The 19,355-nt window shown below is 74.6% G+C and carries 7 protein-coding genes; all 7 read right to left on the bottom strand.

Going from position 1 to position 19,355, the window contains the following annotated elements:
- Window positions 1-9: 9 nt before the first annotated feature.
- From ACFPQ9_RS00600 to ACFPQ9_RS00570, 7 genes are read right to left on the bottom strand one after another with little or no spacing between them, the layout of a single operon-like run.
- The gene (locus tag ACFPQ9_RS00600) at window positions 10-762 is read right to left on the bottom strand and encodes a thioesterase II family protein (protein WP_380844680.1); all 753 of its coding nucleotides are present in this window, start codon (window positions 760-762) and stop codon (window positions 10-12) included.
- Window positions 759-2,867: a beta-ketoacyl synthase N-terminal-like domain-containing protein gene (locus ACFPQ9_RS00595; protein WP_380844677.1), complete on the bottom strand. Its 2,109-nt coding sequence runs from the start codon at window positions 2,865-2,867 to the stop codon at window positions 759-761. Before ACFPQ9_RS00595 ends, ACFPQ9_RS00600 begins: the two co-directional genes overlap by 4 nt.
- Window positions 2,864-6,148 carry a non-ribosomal peptide synthetase gene (locus ACFPQ9_RS00590; RefSeq protein ID WP_380844674.1) on the bottom strand — a complete coding sequence of 1,095 codons (3,285 nt, stop codon included), beginning with the start codon at window positions 6,146-6,148 and terminating at the stop codon, window positions 2,864-2,866. The genes ACFPQ9_RS00595 and ACFPQ9_RS00590 overlap by 4 nt, the downstream gene beginning before the upstream one ends.
- Window positions 6,138-10,016 (bottom strand): non-ribosomal peptide synthetase, encoded by a 3,879-nt coding sequence (locus tag ACFPQ9_RS00585; RefSeq protein WP_380844671.1) that lies wholly within the window; start codon window positions 10,014-10,016, stop codon window positions 6,138-6,140. Before ACFPQ9_RS00585 ends, ACFPQ9_RS00590 begins: the two co-directional genes overlap by 11 nt.
- Window positions 10,016-14,725, bottom strand: coding sequence for an amino acid adenylation domain-containing protein (locus ACFPQ9_RS00580; protein WP_380844668.1), 4,710 nt, complete (start codon window positions 14,723-14,725; stop codon window positions 10,016-10,018). The genes ACFPQ9_RS00585 and ACFPQ9_RS00580 overlap by 1 nt, the downstream gene beginning before the upstream one ends.
- On the bottom strand, window positions 14,722-15,777 hold the full coding sequence (locus ACFPQ9_RS00575; protein WP_380844665.1) for a MupA/Atu3671 family FMN-dependent luciferase-like monooxygenase: 1,056 nt from the start codon (window positions 15,775-15,777) through the stop codon (window positions 14,722-14,724). Before ACFPQ9_RS00575 ends, ACFPQ9_RS00580 begins: the two co-directional genes overlap by 4 nt.
- A complete protein-coding gene (locus tag ACFPQ9_RS00570) occupies window positions 15,768-19,355 on the bottom strand; it encodes an amino acid adenylation domain-containing protein (protein ID WP_380844662.1) in 3,588 nt (1,195 codons plus the stop codon). The genes ACFPQ9_RS00575 and ACFPQ9_RS00570 overlap by 10 nt, the downstream gene beginning before the upstream one ends.

Here is a 19,355-nt window from a genome sequence, read left to right as displayed (position 1 = left end):
CGGCCGGACTCACAGCACCCGCGCGGCGACGAACTCGGTCAACTCCTCCTGCCTGGCGTTGAGATAGAAGTGGTTGCCCTCGAAGACCCGGACGTCCAGCCCCTCGGTCGTGACGTCCGACCAGGCCGAGAGGTCCTCCACCCGGCACGCGGGATCACGGTCGCCCCCGCAGGCCGTCACCGGAACTCCCAGCCGGTGCAGTCCCGTCGGACGGTACTTCGCGAGGAGCCCGAAGTCCCCGCGCAGCGCGGGCATGATGACGGACCGCAGCGCGGGGTGTTCGTAGAGCGCGGCGCTCTCGGGATCCAGTCTGCGGACATGGTTCAGCAGGTCGGTGTCGGTCGGCGCCGGCTGCGGCGCCAGCTCCTGCGCGAGACGGGGCCTGGTGCGGGCCGACACGATCAGCCGGGTGAGGGTGCGGCCGGGGGTCCCCTCCAGCCTGCGGGCCACCTCGTACGCCACCGACGAGCCCATGCTGTGCCCGAACAGCGCCAGCGGCAGATCGCCCGTCAGGTCCTCCAGCAGGGCCGCCGTGATCGCGTCCGCCAGCTCGTCCATCGTGGCAGGACACGGCTCGGACAGGCGGTCCTGGCGGCCGGGGTACTGCACCGACAGGACCTCGATCTCCGGTGGGGTCAGCGCGGACCAGCTGTGGAAGGTGCCCGCCGCTCCGCCCGCGTGCGGAAAGCACACCAGCCGGACCTTCGCGTCGGGCGCGCTCACGCCCCGCAGCCAGCGGGTGTGGATGTCGGCGGCGGTCACGACTCCGCCTCGAACTCGGCGAGCAGGGCGTCCAGGGCGCCGTCCGCCCCGCCGTCCTGCTTGATCTCGATGATGCGGATGGTCATGTCCTTCAGGGTGATCGGTTCGAGGAACAGCTGGATCGGTACGTCGATGCCCAGCTCGTCGCGGAGCCGTCCGGCCAGATGCACGGCCGTCAGCGAGTCGCCGCCCGCCTCGAAGTACGTCTTCTCCAGGCCGGCACGGCCGTCGAGATCCAGCGCCTCGATCACCAACTCGGCGACCTCGGCCTCCAGATCGCTCCCGGGTGCGGAAGGGGCGCTCCCAGATGCGGGAGAGATGCTCTCGGGTGCGGGCTGTGCGCTCTCGGGCTGTACGGCGGGGCCGCGCAGCGTCAGCGCGCCGTGGCTCTCGCCCGCGAACGGGTACGCCGGCAGCCGTACCCGGCGCACCTCGCCGCCCAGCGCCGGCCAGGTCACCTCCTCGCCCCTCAGCCACGCCTCGCCCAAGGGGTCCCGCGCCGGCTCCGGGTGGCCCTCGGCCAACGCCATGAGCTTGTCCGACGCCTCCCGCGCACCGGCCGCGACCACATAGGCCCGTACGGGCATCCCGACCCGGCCCGTGCGCAGGGTGTGCGCGACATCGGCCAGGGACGGGGCGTCCGCCTCGCGCAGACGTGCCGCCAACCGGGCGGCGACGGCGGCGAGTCGGGGCTCGGTGCGGGCCGACAGGGGCAGGACCGTCGGACCGGCGTCGGCATGCGCGCGCGGCGCGCGTTCCGGTGCCTCCTGCACCACCACGTGCACGTTCGTGCCGCCGATCCCGACCGACGTCACCCCGGCGAGGCGGGGCAGGCCCGGCCTGCTCGGCCACTCACCGGTCTCGGTCACCAGCCGCAGCGGCGAGTCCCGAAGGGCGGCGACCGGGCTCGTGACGTCCACCGTCGGGGCCAGCGTCGCGTGCTCCAGCATCAGGATCGTCTTGATCAGCGCCGCCGCGCCGGCCGCCGCGTCGGTGTGCCCGATGTTCGACTTCACCGAGCCGAGCCCGATGACGGCACTCCCGTCGGCACCTGCTTTGGCCGCGAACGCCGCGCTCGCCGCCTCCAGTTCGATCCGGTCCCCGAGCTCCGTGCCCGTCCCGTGCGCCTCCACGTACTGCGCCGCCGACGGCTCGAGGCCCGCCGCCGCCCACGCCTCCGTGATCGCGGCCGTCTGCTGGTCCACGCCCGGCGCGGTGAAACCGACCTTGCCGGCCCCGTCGTTGGTGACGGCCGTGCCCCGGATCACCGCGCGCACCGGGTCGCCGTCGGCCAGCGCGTCCTCCAGCCGGCGCAGCACCAGCACGCCCACCCCGCTGCCCGGCACCGTGCCGGCCGCCTTCTCGTCGAAGGGGCGGCAGCGGCCGTCGGGGGAGAAGATGCCGCCCTGGTAGTGGACGTACCCCTGTCTGCGCACGCTGCCGATGGCGACGCCGCCCGCGAGCGCGGTGTCGCACTCGCCGACCAGCAGGGCCTGGACGGCGAGATGGACCGCGGTGAGCGAGGTCGAGCAGGCCGTCTGGACCGTCATGCTCGGCCCGTCCAGGCCCAGCCGGTAGGAGATCCAGGGTGCCAGGAACTCGCGGTCGGTGAGGATCCGGACCTGGAGCGCGCCGATCGACGCGGCGAGCGCCGGGTCCGTACCGGCGGCCAGCGCGTGCTCGGTCGGGCTGCCGCCCACGTACACGCCGGTCCGGGACGGGCCCGCCGCGGCAGCGGCAGATGGTGCAGTCAGCGGCGCGTACCCGGCGTCCTCCAGCGCCGACCAGGCGGTCTCAAGCAGCACCCGGTGCTGGGGGTCCAGGGCCGCCGCCTCGGTGCGGTTGAAGCCGAAGAGCTCGGCCTCGAAGCGGTCCGCGTCCGCGAGATGCCCCTGCGCCGGGACGTACGCGGGATTGCACAGCTCGGCCGGGTCCGCCCCGTCGGCGAGCAGTTCCTTCTCGGTGAACGCGGACAGCGAGCAGACGCCGCCGCGCAGATTGGCCCAGTAGGCGTCGAGGTCGGGGGCGCCGGGGAAGCGTCCGCTCATCCCCACGACCGCCACCGCCGGATCGAGGTCGTGCAGTGCGGATTCCTCGGTCGTCATCGCGTCGTGCCCTTTCTGGAACGGAGCTTGTGCAGGGCGGCCCGGCGGTCGCTGCCGCGCCGGGCCGCCTCCTCCTGAGGCGCCCGCTGTCCGGCCGCCCGGTCGAGATGGGCCGCCACGGCGGCGACCGTCGGGTGCCGGAACAGGTCGATCAGGGTGAGGTCCCGGTACTCCGGCTGTTCCTGGAGGGCCGCGAGCACGGTCAGCAGCCGTACCGAATTGCCGCCCAGGTCGAAGAAGTTGTCGTGGACGCCGACCCGGTCCAGGGTCAGCACCTGCTGCCACACCCGGCTCACCCGCCGCTCGGCCAAGCTGTCCGGCGCGGTGTACGACGCGCTCAGCTCGGGGCGCGAGGAGGGTGGTTCGGGCAGCCGGGACCGGTCGATCTTGCCGGAGCGGTTCAGCGGCAGCTCCGGCAGCCGTACGAAGACCTCCGGGACCATGTAGCCGGGCAGCCGGTGGGCGAGCAGGGCCCGCAGGTCCTCGTCCGAGGGGGCGGGGTCCGGCCCGACCACATATGCCACCAGCCGCTGGTCGGCGCCCTCGCCGCGCACCGCCGCCGCGGCCATCGTGACCTCGGGACGGCCCGCCAGCACGGCCTCGATCTCGCCGAGTTCGATCCGGTAGCCGCGCAGCTTCACCTGCGAGTCGCTCCGGCCGAGGTAGTGCAGGACGTCCCGCGCGTCGATCCGGCACAGGTCGCCGGTGCGGTACATCCGGCTGCCGGGCGGGCCGTACGGGTCGGCGACGAACCGTTCGGACGTCATCCCGGGCCGGCCGATGTAGCCGCGCGCCAGCGAGGCACCGGCGACGTACAGCTCGCCCGTCACCCCGACCGGGACCGGGCGCAGCCGCCGGTCCAGGACATAGGCGCGCGTGCCCGGCACGGCATGGCCGATCACCACCGGCTCGCCGGGCCGCAGATCGGCCGTGGTCGAGTACACCGTCGCCTCGCTGGGGCCGTACGCGTTGACGATCCGGCGGCCCTCCTCGCCCAGCCGCTCGACCAGCTCGGCCGGGCACGCCTCGCCGCCGACCGCGAGGGTGCGCAGTTCGGGCAGCGCGCCCGGGGCGCGAGGGAGCGTCATCGCGGCGGACGGCGGCAGGAAGACGTAGGTGATGCGGGAGTCCCGCAGCCGTGCCCGGAGCGCCTCACCGAGTCGCTCGTCCTCCTGCGCGATGTGCAGCTCGGCGCCCGCGACCCAGGGGAAGAACAGGTCGGAGACGGCCACGTCGAAGCCGAACGACACGAACTGCAGGACGCGGTCCGTCTCGGTCACCGGGAACACGGGGCGGACGTTCACCGCGAGGTTGAGCAGGGCGCGGTGCTCGACGGCGACGCCCTTGGGGACGCCGGTGGAGCCGGAGGTGTAGAGGACGTAGGCGAGGTCTTCGGGGGCGCATTCCACGGGGGTGAGCGCGGGTGGCGCCGGCTCCGTGTCCTGGTCCACCCGCAGCTCCGGTACGTCGATTCCCGCCACGCCCGTCGTCTCTGCCGTCGTCAGCAGCAGTGACGTGCCCGAGTTTGTGATCATGTAGGCCAGGCGGGCCGGTGGGTGTGCCGGGTCCAGCGGTACGTAGGCGCCGCCGGCGCGCAGGACCGCGAGGGCGGCGATGCCCATGTCGGCGTCACGGGGGAGGAGGAGGCCGACGCGGTCTCCTCGGAGTACGCCGAGGGTCTGGAGGCGGGCCGCGAGACGGTCGGCCTGGGCCAGGAGGTCGGCGTAGGTCAGGCGTCGGTCGCCGCAGACCAGTGCGGTGGCCTCCGGCCGGGTGGTGGCCCGATCTGCGACGAGGGTCGGGACCAGGTGCGCCTTGGGGGGTGCCGCATTTGGTTGTCGGGCGGCTACAGGGGCGTTGTGGCTGGTCGCGCAGTTCCCCGCGCCCCTTTGGGGCGCTGTCAGCAGGCGCTCCTTCTCGGCCGCCGGAAGCATGGCGATCGTCGACAGCGGGGCGTCCGGGTGGGCCAGGAGCCCGTCCAGCAAGGTCTCGAAGCAGCTCACCCAGCGTCGTACCGTCTCCCCGTCGAACAGGGCGGTGCGGAAGATCAGGTACGCGGCGAGGTCCTCGCCCCAGCGCTCCACCTGGAGGTGGAAGTCGAACTTCGCGGTGTCCAGGGCGACATGGATCCGGTCCACTTCGGCGCCGGCCAGCCGCAGGGTCAGCTCCGTGTCGTCGTCGTAGCCGAAGACCACCTGCACGACCGGGTCGTGGCTGATCTCGCGGGCCGGGGCGACCTCGTCGACGACCGCCTCGAAGGGGGCGTCCTGGTACGGCTGGGATTCCAGCAGCGCGGCGCGCAGCCGGTCGATCAGGTCGGCGTACGACGGGTCGCCGGACAGGTCGACGCGCAGCGCCAGGGTGTTGGTCAGCATGCCGACCATGTCCTGGAGCTCGGGGCGGTCCCGGCCGGAGACGGGGAAGCCGATCACCAGGTCCTCGGAGCCCGAGAGCCGGCTCACGAACGCGGCGTACGCGGCGAACACGGCCATGAACGGCGTGCCGCCGCGGGCCCGTGCCGTCTCGGCGATCCGCTCGCGCACGCGGGCCGGCAGCGTGAACCGTTCGGTGCCGCCCGCCGCCGTACGCACCGCCCCGCGCGGCCGGTCCAGCGGCAGCGCGACCGTCTCCGGGGCACCCCGCAGCCGCTCGGCCCAGTGGGCCACCGAGCCCGCGTACTCGCCCGCCGCCTGCCGCTCACGCTGCCAGGCGGCGAAGTCCGGGAATTGCAGGGGGAGTTCGGGCGCGGTGTGGGGCAGGCCCTTTGTTTCGTTCTCGTACCCCGCGGACAACTCGCGCAGCAGTACGCCCAGGGACCAGCCGTCGCAGACCAGGTGGTGGGCGACCAGCAGGACGCGGTGGCTGCCGTCGGCCACGGCGTACAGGGTGCAGCGCAGCAGCGGGCCGGTCGCCACGTCGAAGGGGCGCGCCGCCTCCGCGCGCATCCGCGCCTCCACCTCGGCCACCGGTACGTCGCGCTCCGCGCGCGGCTCGACCCGGCCCGCCTCGGACACGATCTGGAGCGGCACCCCGTCGGGGCCCGTGCGCAAGACCGTCCGCAGTGACTCGTGCCGGGCGACGAGCGCGTCGAGGGCGCGCCCGAAGGCCGCCGTGTCGAACGGCCCGCGCACGACGAAGGCGGCCGGCACGTGATAGGTGGCGGCACCCGGATCCATGTGGTCAAGGACGAGCAGCCGGGCCTGCGCGTCCGAGGTCGGGAACTCGTACTCCTCGACCGTGTCCTCGTACTCCCCGACCGTGCCGATGTCGTCAGCGGCCATCTGCCTGTGCTCCGTCCCCCGTGCGGTCCCCAGCCGGATCTGCCAGGTCTGCCAGTACGTTCTCCACGGTCGCTGCGATCTCGCCGACCGGTCCCGGTGTGAGCACGTCGCTGTGCTCGCAGTCCAGTTCGTGTACGTCCACCGCGGCCGCGCACGCGCGCCACGCGGCGCCCTTCTCGGCGGTCGTCGCCTCCGCGGCGCGGGTCGCCGAGAAGAGGGTGACCCGGCCGTCGTACGGCGACGGCCGCCAGGCGCGGGCCATCTCGATGTACCGCTCCATGGCGCCGAGCAGGGTGTCGATCCGCTGCCGGTCGAGGTCCGCGAGGAGCGCGCTGTGCGCGTGGACCCGGGCGACCACCTCGGCCCGGTCCAGCGGGCCCGGCCCGGCCGGGACCCCGGGCAGCGTGTTGCGCAGCAGGCTGCCGAGCGCCGTCTGCTCCACCACCGCCGGGTCCAGCGGCACCCGCGCCACCTCGGGCGGCTTCGGCATCGCGTCCACGACGGCGACCAGCGCGACCTCCTCGCCCGCCGCCCGCAGCCGCGCCGCCAGCTCATGCGCGAACGGTCCGCCGAAGGAGCGCCCGAGCAGCAGATACGGTCCGTGCGGGCGCACCGCCCGAATGAGTGGCAGACAGCTCTCGGCCAACTCGCCCAGTGTCCGGGGGAGTTGTCCGCCGTGCAGCACCGGTGTCTGGAGCGCGTACACCGGCCGCCCGGGGGCGAGGTGCGGCAGCAGCGCGGCGTACGCCCAGCCGAGTCCGAGTCCCGGGTGCGGACAGAACAGCGGGGGCAGATCGCCCTCCCGGCGCAGGGGGAGCAGCGGGGCGTACGCGTCCTCCTCCGTGCGCCCGGCGGTGAGTCGGGCGGCGAGCGCGGCCGGTGTCGGGGCCTCGAACAGCGTGGCGGGGGACACCCGGGTCCCGAGTTCCGCGTGGATGCTCGCGGTCAGCCGCAGGGCGAGCAGCGAGTGGCCGCCGTGCGCGAAGAAGTCACCGTCGGGACCGATCGCGTCGACCCCGAGGGCCTGTGCGAACAGTGTGCACAGCCGCTGCTCACGCCCTGGCCGCGCGATCCGTCCGTGCCCCGTCCGGGCCCGCTCCGGCTCGGGTTCGGGCAGCGCGGCCCGGTCGACCTTGCCGTGCGCGGTCAGCGGTACGGCGTCCAGTCGCGCCCACGCCGACGGCATCAGATGCGCGGGCAGCGTGCGCGCCGCGTGCTCGCGTACGAGGTCCAGATCACCGCCCACGACATACGCGACCAGCCGCTTGCCGCCGCCGGGCCCCGGGTGCGCGGCGACCACGGCCCGCTCCACGCCGGGGCAGACGGCCAGGGCGGCCTCCACCTCGCCGGGCTCGATCCGGAAGCCGCGTACCTTGACCTGGTCGTCGCCGCGGCCCACGAACTCCAGCTCACCGCCGGGGAGGCGGCGCACCAGGTCGCCCGTGCGGTACATGCGGGTGCCGGGCGGCCCGAACGGGTCGGCGACGAAGCGCTCGGCGGTCTGGCCCGGACGGTTCGGATAGCCATGGGCGAGCCCGCTGCCCGCGATGTACAACTCGCCCACCGCACCGGCCGGTACCGGGCGCAGCAGACGGTCGAGGACATGGGTGCGGGAGTTGTCGAGCGGCCGCCCGATGGGCACGGACGGGCCGACGTCCCCCGTCACCGGGTGGGCCGTGGCGAACACGGTCGTCTCCGTGGGCCCGTAGCCGTTGACCACCCGGGTGCCGGGGCACCGCTCGCGCACCCGCCCGACCGCCTCGGGGTCGAGCACGTCCCCGCCCGCCCACACCTCGCGGACGGTGCCGAGCACCTCGGGCGCGATCTCCGCCACGGTGCGCAGGAGTTCGGCGGTGAGCCACAGCCCGGTGACCCGTCCCTCGGGCAGCAGCCGCTTCAGCAGGTCGGGGGTGACGGGGCCGGGCGGTGCGACCACGACGGTGCCGCCGTTGAGCAGCGGTACCCACGTCTCGTACGTCGAGGCGTCGAAGGTGTGCGGGCTGTGGAGCAGCACACGCTCGTGCGCACCGCCCGCAAAACGACCGTCCGACGCCAGCTCCACGACGGCCCGATGCGGGGTGACGATGCCCTTGGGCTCACCCGTCGAGCCGGAGGTGTACATCACGTAAGCGGCGGATTCGGCGTGCACGGGCGCGGAGGGAGGAGTGGCAGCCTCAGGGCCGAAGGGCTCCAATACGCTTATCTCGATGGGGAGTTGTACGTCCCCGTCAGTCACCGCGACCTTCGCACAGGCCGCCCTCGCCAGCGCCGCCAGCCGTCCGGCCGGAGCCCCCGGATCCAGCGGCAGACAGCACCCGCCCGCCTTCAGCACCGCCAGCTGCGCGACGACCATGGCCACGGACCGGGCCAGCGGCAGCGCGACCGTGTCGCCGGGCCGTACTCGCGCCTCCCGCAGCCGCCCGGCCAGGGCGCCGGAGGCCGCGTCGAGACGGCCGTACGTCAGCACCTCGCCGTCCGACTCGACGGCCGGCGCGTCGGGCGTACGGGCCGCCTGCGCGGCGAAGCGCCCGGGGATGCTCAGGGCGCCGGACAGCTCACGGGTCGGGCCCTCGGCCAGGGCGAGCAGCTGCCGCCGCTCCTCCCATGGCAGGACGTCGAGCCGGTCGGCGGGCGTGTCGTGCGCGGACGTCAGCGCCTCGAAGGCACGCACCAGGCGGGCCGCGACCGTGGCCGCCGGGCTGCCTCCCCGGCAGCTGACCCGCAGCAGCATCCGTTCCCCGGCGACGACGGCGATCGTCACCGGGTAGTGCGTCGCGTCCCGCGTCTCGACCAGTTCCACGGCCAAGGCAGGGCCCTCGGCGCGCGGGAAGTTCTCGAAGGCCAGGACCGTGTCGAAGAGTTCGCCCGCCCCGGCCGCCCGCTGCACCCGCGACAGCCGTACGTGGTGATACGGCGCCAGCCGCAGCTGCTCGCGCTGCACCCGGGCCAGCAGTTCGTCGACGCCCTCACCGGAGCGCAGCGCGATCCGCACCGGCAGCGTGTTGATGAACAGCCCCACCATCCGCTCCACGCCGGGCAGATCGTGCGGCCGCCCCGAGACGACCGCGCCGAAGACCAGGTCCTCGGAGCCGGTCGTGCGGGCCAGCACCAGCGCCCACGCGGTCTGCGCCACGGTGTTGACGGTGACGCCCGCGTCGGCCGCGCGCCGGGCGATCGCCGCCGTCAGCTCGGGCGTGAGCTCGACGCCGACCGTGTCCTCAGGGGCGTCGGGGTCGTCCGGCGCGAGCGGCGCATGCCGGGTCAGCCCGGCGAGCGCAGCATGCCAGGCCGACTCCGCCCGGCCCTGGTCCTGCCCCTTCAGCCACACCAGGTACTGCTTGAACGGCACCGCGGGCGGCAGCTCCGCGCCGCCGCCCTGTGTCGTCAGCGCCTCCAGGTCCCGCGCGAGCAACGGCAGCGACCAGCCGTCCAGCAGGATGTGGTGGAGGGTCAGCAGCAGCTCGCCGCCCTCGTCGTGCCGGACCAGCGTGGCCCTCAGCAGCGGCGGGCGGGCCAGATCGAAGCGACGGTCGCGGTCCTCGGCCGACAGCCGGGCGAGCTCCGCCGCGACCTCGCCCGGCGGGTGCCCGGTGCGGTCGATCTCCGTCCAAGGGAGTCGCACCGCGCGCGGGATCACCTGCACCGGCCGCTCGACGTGCTCGTGCCGGAAACACGCCCGCAGGTTCGGGTGCCGCTCCAGCAGTCCCGCGACCCCGGCCCGCAGGGCCTCACCGGAGACGCCGGGCGCGATCCGGAACCGGGCCTGCACCAGATACGGGTCCGGCCGCTCAGGATCGCGCAGGGCGTGGAAGAACAGACCCTCCTGGGCGGGGGAGAGCGGCAGCACGTCCGCGATCCGGCCGCCCATCAGTCGTCCCCCTCGTCGTCGAAGCCGAGGTCCAGATCTCCCTCCAGCAGGGCCAGTTGGTCCGAGGACAGGTCGACCAGCGGGAAGTCGGAGCCGGTGTGGCCGCCCGTGCCGTCCCGGCGGGCGTGCTCGACCAGCACCTCGATCGCCTCGCACCACAGCCGCGCGAGCGCGAGCACCGCGTCCTCGCCGAGCACTCCACGCGCATACGAGAACGTGGCGCTCAGGCACGGCCGCCCTGCGCTCCGCTCCAGGACGACCGCGTCCACCTCCACGGCATGCCCGAGCGGCAGTGCCTCGGCGGCCATGCCGAGCAGCTCGCCGTCGGCCGTGTCGCCGCCGGAGAACCGGCCCAGGTAGTTGAACCGCAGGTCGGGCACCGGCAGCAGGGCCAGCTTCGGTGCGGTGTCCGGGTTGAGGTGGCGCAGCAGCCCCCAGCCCAGGCCACCCGACGGCACCGACCGCAGCCGCTCCTTGACCTGCTTGAGCGCCTCACCGGCGGCGTCCCGCGCGGGCTGCCAGAAGTCCGCACCGAGCGCGGCGCCCGCGTCCAGCCGGACCGGGTACTGGGTGGTGAACCAGCCGACGGTACGGGAGACGTCGGCCGGCCGGGACAGCCCCTCACGGCCGTGGCCCTCCAGGTGGACCAGCAGACCGGTGCCGGATCCCCGGCTCCGTACCGCCGCGGCCGCCAGCGCGGTCAGCAGGACCGCGTCCGCACCGCAGTGGAAGACCTCCGTCACCTCGGACAGCGCCGCCCCGGTGACCTCGGGCGTCAGTTCGACGGTGAGCACGGCACGGCTCGCCCCGGCACCCCGGCCGCCCGCGATCCGAGCGTCCGAGCCGCCCAGCACCCCTTCCCACCAGGCCGACTCCACATCGGCCTGCTCGGGCCGCACCGCCTCCTCGGCCAGCAGCCGCGCCCAGCGCGCGAAGGACGTGCCCGGCGGCTGAGGCAGCGGCTCCCCGGCCAGCGCGGCGGCCAGCTCGGGGCCGAGGAGCCGCCAGGACACCCCGTCGGACGCGAGATGGTGCACCGTCAGCAGCAGCGGGCCCGGTCGCTCCTTGTCCGCGTCGAGCCAGGCGGCCCGCAGCATCTCGCCCCGCTCGGGGTCGAGCCGCACCGCGGCGGCCAGTTCGTCGGCCCGTTCCCGGGGATCGGCACCGGCGGGCACCGCGACACGCTCGACCGTCACGTCGGGCACGGCCTCGCCGATCTCCAGCTCCCCGTCCACCAGCCGCATCCGCAGCGCACCGTGCCGCTCGACCAGCACGCGCACGGCCGCCTCGACCCGCTCAGGGCCCACGCCCGCCGGCACCGGGAACAGCATCGACTGCGTGAACGCCGCCGCGTCCCCGCCCTGTTCACGCCACCAGCGCATGACCGGCGTCAGCGGGAAACGCCCCGTGCCGGCGTCCTCGCCGAGGCCCGCGGTCTCCCGAGCCGTCAACGCGAGCGCGGCCGGCGTACGGGCCGTGAAGACATCACGCGGCGTGACACCGAGCCCCGCCCCCGCCGCCCGCCCCGCCAGCTGGATCGCCATGATGCTGTCGCCGCCGAGCCGGAAGAAGTCGTCGTCGGCGCCGACCCGTTCGACACCGAGCACCTCCTCGAACAGGGCGCACAAGGCGACCTCGCGCTCTCCCTCCGGGGCCCGTCCGCCGCCACCCGGACGGCTCCCCGGGGCGGGCAGCGCCGCCCGGTCCAGCTTGCCGTTCGGCGCCAGCGGCAGCGCGTCCAGCACCACCACGTCCGCCGGCACCATCGCGGCGGGCAACCGCCCGGCGGCGTACGCCAGCAGCGCGTCCGGCACCGGCTCGCAGCCGTCGCCGCCGACGACGTACGCGACCAGCCGAGGCCTCCCCGGCCGGTCCTCCCGTACGACGGCCAGCGCCCGCTCCACCGACGGGTGCCCGGTCAGGACGGCCGCGATCTCACCCGGCTCGATCCGCTGGCCCCGGATCTTCACCTGGTCGTCGGAGCGGCCCAGGTACTCCAGTTGCCCGTCGTCCCGGCGGCGCGCCAGATCCCCGGTGCGGTACATGCGCGTGCCGGGCGCCCCGTACGGGTCGGCGACGAACCGCTCGGCACTCGCCCCCGGCCGGCCCAGATACCCGTACGCCACCCCCGGCCCCGCCAGATACAGCTCGCCGCACACTCCCGGCGGCACCGGCCGCAGCCGCTCGTCGAGGACGTACGCGCGCGTGCCCGGCAGCGGGGCGCCGATGGGCGGGGGCGTGCCGTCGCCGGTGAGCGGCCCGGAGACGGTGGCGGCGACGGTGTACTCGGTGGGCCCGTACGCGTTGTGGAACCGCCGCCCACCGACGGCCCAGCGGGCCACCAGCTCCGGCGGACAGGCCTCCGCGCCCACGGCCAGCGACCGCAGCTCCGGATACTCCCCGGCCGGGAGGGACGCAAGCACCGACGGCGGAAGCATCGCTGCACTGATCCTCATCCCGGTCAGCACATCGGCCAACCCGCGCCCGACGAGAGGCCCTTCCGGCGGCACGACCAGGGCCCCGCCGGACCCGAACGCCATGCACATCTCGGCCACGGAGATGTCGAACGCGGGAGACCCGAGTTGGAGAACCCTGGCGTCCGGACCCAACGCCATGGACTTCACGAGCCCCTGAGCGAGGGCGGCCAGGCCGGTATGCGGGACGACAACGCCCTTGGGCCGCCCGGTGGACCCGGAGGTGTATATGACATACGCCGACGTCAGCGCCCCAAAGGGGCGCGGGGCTGTATTCGATGTGCGGCTACCGCCGCGTGGGCGCGACAAGCCACGACGGCGCGTCAGTCGCTCGACAGCCTTTCCCGGCAATTCCAGCGAATCGCCCAGTACAACGGTCGGCACATCCGCATCGACCGGCACCCCCCGCGCACCCACCACCACCAGCACGGGCGCGGCATCCTCCAGCGCCCCCCGAATCCGCTCGGCCGGATAGTCCGGATCCACCGGCAGATACGCGGCACCGGCCCGCTGCACCGCCAGCAGCGCAACCGTCATCGCGGCACCGCGGCCCGGCGCAAGGGCAACGACCTCCCCCGGCCCCACGCCGTACCCGGCGAACGCCGCGGCCAACTCATCGACGCGCTCGTCGAGTTCGGCATAGGTCAACGCCAGCGACCCCGACTCGAGTGCGAGCGCGTCCGGCGCAACAGCCGCCCGCCGGGCCACCATCTCGGGCAGGGACAGCGGCTCAGGAGCGGCGGGGCCGACGCCTACCTCCAGCACCCGCCGTGCGTCCGCCCCGGACACCAGACCGACCTCGGTGACCGGCACCCCGGGCTCCGCCGTGAAGCGCCGCAGCAGCTCCAGATAGGCATCGGTCCAGTGCCGCACGGCCTCCGCGCCGAACACAGCCGTACGGATCTCGAAACTGCCGTCCATCGCCCCGGTGCCGTCGTCGGAGTCCCGGACGATGCCCACGAGATCGTGCTCACCGCCGGTGTGGATCCGCTCGGGCTCGCTGAACTCCCTCAGCGCGGCCACGCTGCGCTGCTGCGTGAGGTGCATGAACACCCACTGGAACAGCGGCGAGCGCCCGGCGCTGCGGTCGGGCGCGACCGCCGACACGATCCGGCCCACCGGCACGTCCGCGTTGGCCATCAGCTCGGGGAAGTCGGCCGCGAACCGCGCCAGCACATCGGCGAAGGAGTCCCCGGGCCGGATCCGCCAGCGGGTCGGGATGGCGTTCATGACGTATCCGATGACCCGCTCCAGACCCTTGGCGGCCCGGTTGGCCGTCGGAGTGCCGAGCACCATGTCGTCGGCGCCGGTGAGCCGGTGCGCGAGGACCGCGAAGGCCGCCATAAGGACGACGTAGACGGACGCGCCGCGCTCCCGGGCCAGGGCGCGCACGGCCCGGGCGGTCGGGGCGTCCACACGGAACGGGATCTGGGCGATCTCCTCCGAGGTGCCCGCGCGGGCCCCGGGCACGGTCAGCGGACCCGGCGGCTCGGCGAGATAGCGGCGCCAGAACGCCAGCCGCGCCTCGAAGACACCGGACGCCTCCAACTCGCCCTGCCAGGAGGCGAAGTCGGCGTACTGGATACGAGGCCGGGTCGGCGCAGTGCCCGCCGTGGCCGAGCGCAGCGCCCCGTGGGCCTCGGCGAACTCGGCCTGGAGCACGTCGAAGGACCACCAGTCGGCGATGACGTGGTGCAGGCTCAGCATCAGCGTGGTCCGCCGGTCGTCGACGGTGACGAAGCGGGCCCGCATCAGCGGTTCGCCCGCCAGATCGAAGGGGCGGCGCCGGAAGGTCTCGAAGGCCTCGGCGATCGTGACGCCGGTGCCCCGCAGGTCCTCCCGCTCCAGACGGAACCGCTCCTCGGGCGGGAAGGTGACGGTCAGCGCGCCCGGCTCACCGCCGATCCGGGCCCGCAGGACGTCGTGGTTCGCGCGCACGAGCGTCAGCGCCGTCTCCAGCAGCCCGGGGTCCATCGGGGCGTCGAAGTGGTAGGCACAGCACAGGTTGAGCGCCGGAGTGCCGGGGTACAGCGACTCGTACACCCACAGGTCCTCCTGCGCCGGACCGAGCCGCACCGGCCCCTCCCCGTCGCGTGCCGGCACGACCGCCGGGATCAGCCCCACCTGCCCGGACTCCACCAGCCGCCGCATCAGCCGGACCCGCTGCTCACCACTGAGCGCGGTGAACCGCTCGGCCATCGAAGCGCCGCCCGCCGCCACCGTACTCCCCGTCACGCCACGTCCTCCCGCAGCTCCGCCAGCCGGTGCAGCCCGGCGAGCACCTCGTCGCGGCCGAGGCCGAAGTCCACGAAGCAGGCGACCTCGTCGCAGCCCAGCTCACGCAGATCGGCGAGCATCTTCCGGCAGGTCCCGGCGGAGCCGAGCAGGCTGCCCCAGGTCAGATACCGGTGGAAGGCGAACTCGGCGAGCAGCGCGGTCTGTTCCTCGGTGAGCTCCGCCGTCGCCCTGTCGGCCGTACGGTTCGCTGTGGTCTGCCGCACGTAGGAGCGCAGATACCGCTTCAGCGGCTCCGCGGCCAGCCGCCGCGCCTCCTCGTCGTCCGCGCCGACGAACGTGTGCGCCATCAGCGTCACCCGGCCGTGTGCGTCGGTGCCGCCCTGGTCGGGGGCGGTGGCGCAGGCGGCCCGGTAACGGGCGATCCGCTCGGCGAGTTCCTCCCGGCTCTGCCCGACGGTCGCCGCGAGCACCCCGGTCCGCAGCCCTCCGGCCGCCTCCCAGGTCGCGGGGTTGCCGGAGCTGGTCAGCCACAGCGGCAGGGTGTCCTGCACGGGCCGGGGCTGCGGCCGGACGCTGACCGTGGCGCCGGTGCCGTCGGTGAACTCGGCGGCCTCGCCCGCCCACAGCCGCCGCAGCAGCGGGATGTCGCGCAGGGTCCGCTCCCGGCGGTCGTCGTAGTTGTCTGGCGCGAGCACGAAGTCGGCGGAGTGCCAGCCCGTCGCGGCCGACAGCCCGATCCGGCCGTGCGAGAGGTTGTCGACGACCGCCCAGTCCTCCGCGATCCGCAGCGGATGGTGCAGCGGCAGGATCACGCTGCCCGCCCGGATGTTGATCCGTTCGGTCGCCACCGCGAGCGCCGCGCTGAGCACCGGCGGGCTCGGGAACACCTGGCCCACCTGCTGGAAGTGCCGCTCGGGTGTCCAGATCGCGTGGAAGCCGAGCCGGTCCGCGGTACGGGCGACGGTGAGGATGTCGTCGTAGGGCTCGCTGTGCCGCGGCGGGCCGTCGGTGGGGGTGTCGGCGCCGAAGAACATCACGCTCAGGTCCATGGCACCTCCTTCTGGCCGGTGTCGGTACGGTCTGTACGGTCGGTGCGGCCGGGCCGCCGGGGAACGCGCGGCCGGCGCGGAATGGGTGCCGGTGCCGCGGGGGCCTCGGCCGGCGCCCGCTCCAGCTCGGCGGCGAGCGCGGCGACCGTGGGCGAGGTGAACAGCTGGGCGGCGGTCACCGTGCGTCCGGCGCCGGTGAGGCGGGCCGCGACCCGCACCGCGCGCAGGGAGTTGCCGCCCAGCCGGAAGAAGTCGTCGTGCGGGCCGACGCGTCCGACGCCGAGGACCTCGGACCACACGGCGGCGATCTCCCGCCGCAGGGCCGAGTCCGCCGGGCCGCTGTCGGCGCGGGCGGGGGTGAGCACCGCGTCCCGCGCCGGGTCCGCCCGCCGGGGCGGCTCGGGGAGCGGAAGCCGGGACAGCGGCAGGTCCGGCTCGGCGGCCGCCGCGCGCAGCGCCTCGACGACCGCGTCCGCCAGCCCGTTCGCGAACTCCGGCTCCAGACACGAGGTCCGGTACTCGAAGACCAGCGTCATGCCGTCCGGCGCGCCTGCCGCGGTGTGGTCGTCCGTCACGTCCACCAGCAGTTCGAACCGGGCCGCGCCGGTCCGCAGCGGCTGAACGCCACGCGCGGCGCCCGGCAGGCCGACCTCGGCGCGGGCATTGTTCTGCAACGCCAGCACCACCTCGGTGAACGGCTGCCGCCCCGGCGGACGTACGGGGCTCAGCGCGTCCACGACCTCCTCGAACGGCACGTCCTGGTGCGCGAAGGCGTCCAGCGCCGTCTCCCGGATCCGCGCGAGCAGCTGCCGGGCGGTCGGGTCGCCGGAGGCGTCGGTGCGCAGCACCAGCATGTTGACGAAGAACCCGACGACGTCGTCCACGGTGCCGTCGTGCCCACGCCCGGCGATCGGCGACCCGACCGCGAGATCCTCACCCGCCCCGGCCCGCACCAGCGCGGCGGCGAGGGCCGCGTGCAGGGCCATGAACAGCGTGGCGCCCTGCTCCCGAGCCGCCTCGACGATCCGTGCGTGCTCCCGCGCGTCCAGCCGCCGTACGACGGTCTCGGCGTCCCGGCCCGGCACGGCGGGCCGTCCGGGACGGCGGGGCAGCAGCGGACCGCCGGGCGCCAGACCGGCCAGAGATGTGCGCCAGAAGGCGAGTTGGTCCGAGGCGAGCGACCCGGGATCGTGCACCGCGCCGAGCCGCTCCTGCTGACGGCGGGCGAAGTCGGCGTACGCCACGGGCAGGGGTTCCGGCTCCGGCGCGGTTCCGGCGGCGCGGGCGGCGTAGGCCCGCGACAGGTCCCGGAACAACGGCGGCAGGGACCAGCCGTCGCCCGCGATGTGATGCAGCACGAGCAGCAGCGCGTGTTCGCCGGGCCGGTCGATGACGCTGAACAGCACGGCGTGCAGCGGCAGTTCGGCGGCGAGGTCGAACCGGTGCCGGGCGGCCTCCTCGACGGCCTTCGCCAGCTCGCCCGCGCCGACCTCGACCTGCCGCAGCCGCGGCCGCGCCGCGGCACCGTCCAGCACCCGCTGCCGCGGCTCGCCGTCGGTCTCCTCGAACACGGTCCGCAGCACCGTCTGCCGCGCCGCCACGTCCCCGAGCGCCGCCCGCAGCGCCGCCGTATCGACCGCCCCGTGCAGCCGCACCAGCACCGGCAGGGTGTACGCGGCGCCCGCGTCGACCCGGTCCAGGAACCACAGACGCCGCTGCGCGTACGAGAGGGGGTGCGTGTCATCGGCCGGGAGCGGGGTGGACGCGGCCGAACCGTCGTCCTTCCGCGCCGTCTCCTCCACGTGCGGCAGCAGGGCCGTCTCGTCCACGTGCGGCAGCAGCGCCGCCGGCGTCCGGCACTCGAACAGGGTGCGTACGCCGACCCGCGCGCCCAGCGTCAGCCGGATCCGGCCCAGCAGCCGGGCCACCATCAGCGAGTTGCCGCCGAGCGTGAAGAAATCGTCCTCCGGGCCGACGGACGCGACCCCCAGCACCTCGGAGAACAGCCCGCACAGTGCTTCCTCGACCGGCCCCGACGGCCGCCGTCCGGCCGCCGAGCCGAGCGAGCCGGTGACCGGGCCGGGCTCCGGCAGGGCGGCGCGGTCCAGCTTGCCGTTGGGGGTCAGGGGCAGGGCGTCCAGCAGTACGAAGGCCGCCGGGACGAGATAGTCCGCCAGGAGACGAGCCGCGTGCTCGCGTAACTCCCCTTCCGAGGGCCGACGCACGTCCCGCGGGACGACGTACGCGACGAGCCGCTTCTCGCCCGTGCTGTCCGGGCGGGCGACCACGGCGGCCCGGACCACGTCCGGATGGCCCGCCAGAACCGTCTCCACCTCGCCGGGCTCCACCCGGAACCCACGGATCTTCACCTGGGAATCGGCCCGCCCGAGATATTCCAGCACCCCGTCCGCCCGCCGCCGCACCAGATCCCCGGTGCGGTACATCCGCTCGCCCGGGGGCCCGTACGGGTCGGCCACGAACCGCTCTGCCGTCTGCTCCGGCCGGCCGCGGTAGCCGAGGGCGACGCCCGCCCCGGCCGCGTACAGCTCACCCGTCCCGCCGTCCGCGACGGGCCGCAGCCCCTCGTCCAGCACCCGCAGCCGCTTGCCGGCGAGCGGGCGTCCGATCGGCACCGGCCGCCCGTCCCGCACCTCCTCGGCGGTGACCGGATGGACGGTCAGGAAGACCATGCCCTCGACCGGGCCGTAGCCGTTGCTCAGCCGCAGCCCCGGGTGGCGCGCGAGCGCGCGGGCCGCGTGGGCGGGTGACAACGGCTCGCCGCCGACGATCAGTTCCCGTAGACCGTCCAGGGCCCTCGGGTACTCGTCCACGACCACGTGGAACAGGGACGCCGAGAGATACAGGGAGGTGACGGCGTGCCGGGCGACCAGGTCGGCCATCACCACCGGGTCGGGGCGCTGCCCCGGGTGCAGTACGCACAGGCCGCCGTTCAGCAGCGGCCCCCACAGCTCCAGCGCGAACGCGTCCCACGACACCGGGGAGCACTGCAACCACACCGCGCCGGCCCCGAAGGAGGCGAAGTCCTGCCCGGTCAGCGTCCCGGTGATCGCGGCGTGGGAGGCGACGATGCCCTTGGGACGGCCGGTGGAGCCGGAGGTGAACATGACGCAGGCGGGGTCGTGCGGCCGTACGGCCACAGCGCGGGGCTCGATCCGCCGAGCCTGCTCCGCGTCCTCCACCGCCACCGACAGGGCGGCGGTCACCGGCTGCCGGTCCCCCCGGCGGGACACCACGACACCGACCCCCGCGTCGGCCGCCATTCCGCGCAGCCGCTCCGCCGGGAAGTCCGGGTCGAGCATCACATGGCCGGCACCGGCCTTCAGCGTGCCGAGCAGTGCCACCACCATCTCGGCGGACCGCTCCAGGTACACCCCGACCAGGGCCCCCGGCCGTACACCGCGCCCGCGCAGCAGCGCCGCCAACCCGTCGGCGCGCGCGTCGAGTTCGCCGTAGGTCAGCCGTTCCCCGCCGTGCACCAGCGCGGTCGCCGCCGGTGTCCGTCGGGCCTGTTCGGCGAAGAGTTCATGCACACCGTGCAACGCCCCCGTTGCTCCCAT

Origin of the sequence: Streptomyces coerulescens (genome assembly GCF_042657965.1) — a bacterium.
In the GTDB taxonomy this organism is placed as follows: Bacteria; Actinomycetota; Actinomycetes; order Streptomycetales; family Streptomycetaceae; genus Streptomyces; species Streptomyces coerulescens.
The sequence above is the reverse complement of the archived record's forward strand: the minus strand, read 5'-3'. Positions and strand labels throughout refer to the sequence as shown.